This is a genomic window from uncultured Methanobrevibacter sp., assembly GCF_900314695.1.
Classification (GTDB): Archaea; Methanobacteriota; Methanobacteria; order Methanobacteriales; family Methanobacteriaceae; genus Methanocatella.
In genome coordinates this window covers 1-2,345 of sequence record NZ_OMWD01000059.1, presented here as the reverse complement: position 1 = coordinate 2,345, position 2,345 = coordinate 1, and the positions used below count along the sequence as shown (strand labels likewise).

Here is a 2,345-nt window from a genome sequence, read left to right as displayed (position 1 = left end):
TAACTGATGAAACAATGAACCTCTGGAACAGGGGGGATAGCACGGTAATCCTACTCTCGTGGGAGAGTATCAGCCCGTGAAGTAAGAATCCTCGACTTCTCCAAAGTCGAGGTAGTTCAATTAATAATTGTTATTGTTGAAAATTAAGAAATAATTTATGCCAACATTGTTTTTTGTTAAAATTTATAATATCATACAGCATGGCAATTAATCGGAAAATAGAATAATGGAAACAAACAAAATCTATACCAATTATATCAAGGTGAAAAAAAATGTCAAAAATGTCAAAAATCGTCGAATATGCACTGGAGAAAAGACATCCAGAATATCTCAAAAGTGCAGACGCTGCCCGTGAACATATGCAGAAGCGTTCCTTGGAGGAAGATGAAGAATTTAAAATTCCAAAAAGAATATACAAATCCAAAGTCGAAAGCAAAGACATGTTCAGCTGCCAGACGCTCATATTCAAAGGCAGCAAAGACTGCAGCCAGATTGTTATCTATCTTCATGGCGGAGCATACGTTAACGAAATCATGATTCCACACATATCCTTTTGTGACAGGCTTGCAAAAAAGGTCAGCGGAACAGTATTTGCTCCATTGTATCCTCTTGCTCCAAACCATACCTATGATGAAACCTATGATATTCTCGAAAAACTCTACAGGCATCTGTTAGAACTGGACAAACCCATAACCATCATGGGAGACTCTTCCGGAGGAGGACTTTCTGCAGCATTTGCACAATATCTGGCTGCCAACGATTTGCCGCAACCTGAAAACCTGATTCTCATATCCCCATGGGTTGACGTGTCAATGTCAGGAAAATACGATGATGTTGAAAAAGACCCGATGAGCGGAGTTGAAGGCCTTCGTGAAATGGGCAGAGCATGGGCAGGCAATTTGGACTTGAAGGACTACAAGGTAAGTCCCCTATTTGGAGACGTGAGCAATTTTCCAAAAACAACAATATTCGTTGGGACACATGAACAGATTTATCACGATGTAACCAACTTCTACAACAAGCTGAAGGATAATGATATCAATGTCGAGCTTAACGTCGGAGAAGGTATGAACCACGTCTATCCCGTATATCCTCTGGTTCCGGAATCAAAAGAGGCATTCAACCATATTGTTGAAAGAATAATGAAATAGAAAAATCAGATATATTAAAAAAATAATATACATAATTATGAAAGCTACAGAACTACTTAAAGAAATCAGGGAAAACCTAAAAGACTATCCTATCGAATACCTCAAAAACAAGGTTACCGATGACAGGTACAAAGATCCCCTAACAAAACAGCTCGCCAAATACAATTCAGAAACATGGGATGAGATTTTTGCAATCGACATTACTGAAGACTATGAAATAAAAGATGGAGTGGTTGAAAACATCAAAAAGGACATTGACTTTTATTTTGACACTTATGCTGGAGGGGATGAGGAAACCAGAGAGTTTACAAAGTACATTTCACTTTATCTGGCGCTTATGGGCAAAAGACCATTGCATCCTGTTGGAGACAATCCCACAAAAGATCAGGTCTTTTTAGAAAACGGAGAATACAAATGCAAAACAAGAATCATGAGCATCAAGGATGAAAACTCTTTATGCCGATATTGCATCTGCAAAAATGCAGGTTATTCATTTGGATTTTAAATATTGGAGAAATTATAATGGTTGATGAATATCTTAAAATGTGCGATGACTTTCTTGACATCATTTCAAAGCATGAAGACATTACAGGCAATCTGGTTCGTGACATGCTGAAGAAATACGCATCAACGATTTCAGTATTTGACATGATGTCTGCCAGTGCACAGATAATCGAGGAAAACAAGTATGTTCAGGAAAGCTATAGAAAAGACAGCGAAAAGTCCTATGTTGAGATTTTCATATTTCGCGTAAAGGACATAATGACAGATTCAAAAGATTATCAAAAAATCATCGACAAAAAAGACATTGCAGATTCCATCGAAACATTAAAATCCAATTACATTAATGGAACACAGGATTCTCAAAGCAAAACCCCAATTATGGGCTGTTTGGCTTCAATCTACACCACATTCATTCTGGAGGAGCCTATTCATAAGGTTGGAACACCATTTCCAGGATCCCAAAAAGTCGAAGAGAAAAACGGAAAATTCTATTGCCCCGTCAAAGATTCAAACATCGACACACCTAATGCCGTGTGCAACATATGCCTTGCAGAGCAATCAGATATTTGAACCACCCCATCCTCTATAGGATGGGGATTCCTGAATTATTTTCACTTAATAATGGTTAATTTAAGTATTTTATCAGGCTATCCCCGTTGAACCAGCGGTTTAGAATATTAATTGCTGCGT

Annotated in this window: 3 protein-coding genes; all 3 read left to right on the top strand. The window is 37.9% G+C overall.

The window, feature by feature from the left end; translation table 11 throughout:
* Nucleotides 1-272 precede the first annotated feature (272 nt).
* From QZN45_RS11010 to QZN45_RS11000, 3 genes are read left to right on the top strand one after another with little or no spacing between them, the layout of a single operon-like run.
* Nucleotides 273-1,151 (top strand): alpha/beta hydrolase, encoded by an 879-nt coding sequence (locus QZN45_RS11010; RefSeq protein WP_296812959.1) that lies wholly within the window; start codon nucleotides 273-275, stop codon nucleotides 1,149-1,151.
* Nucleotides 1,152-1,188: 37 nt separating this feature from the next.
* Nucleotides 1,189-1,656 (top strand): DUF2115 family protein, encoded by a 468-nt coding sequence (locus tag QZN45_RS11005; RefSeq protein ID WP_296802301.1) that lies wholly within the window; start codon nucleotides 1,189-1,191, stop codon nucleotides 1,654-1,656.
* A 17-nt stretch (nucleotides 1,657-1,673) separates the two neighbouring features.
* Entirely contained in the window at nucleotides 1,674-2,225 is a 552-nt protein-coding gene (locus tag QZN45_RS11000; protein ID WP_296812957.1) for a DUF2115 family protein, read from the top strand.
* Nucleotides 2,226-2,345 lie beyond the last annotated feature (120 nt).

Coding starts and splice junctions, on each gene's coding strand:
- QZN45_RS11010 (WP_296812959.1), top strand. CDS start 273: ATGTCAAAAATGTCAAAAATCGTCGAATATGCACTGGAGAAAAGACAT.
- QZN45_RS11005 (WP_296802301.1), top strand. CDS start 1,189: ATGAAAGCTACAGAACTACTTAAAGAAATCAGGGAAAACCTAAAAGAC.
- QZN45_RS11000 (WP_296812957.1), top strand. CDS start 1,674: ATGGTTGATGAATATCTTAAAATGTGCGATGACTTTCTTGACATCATT.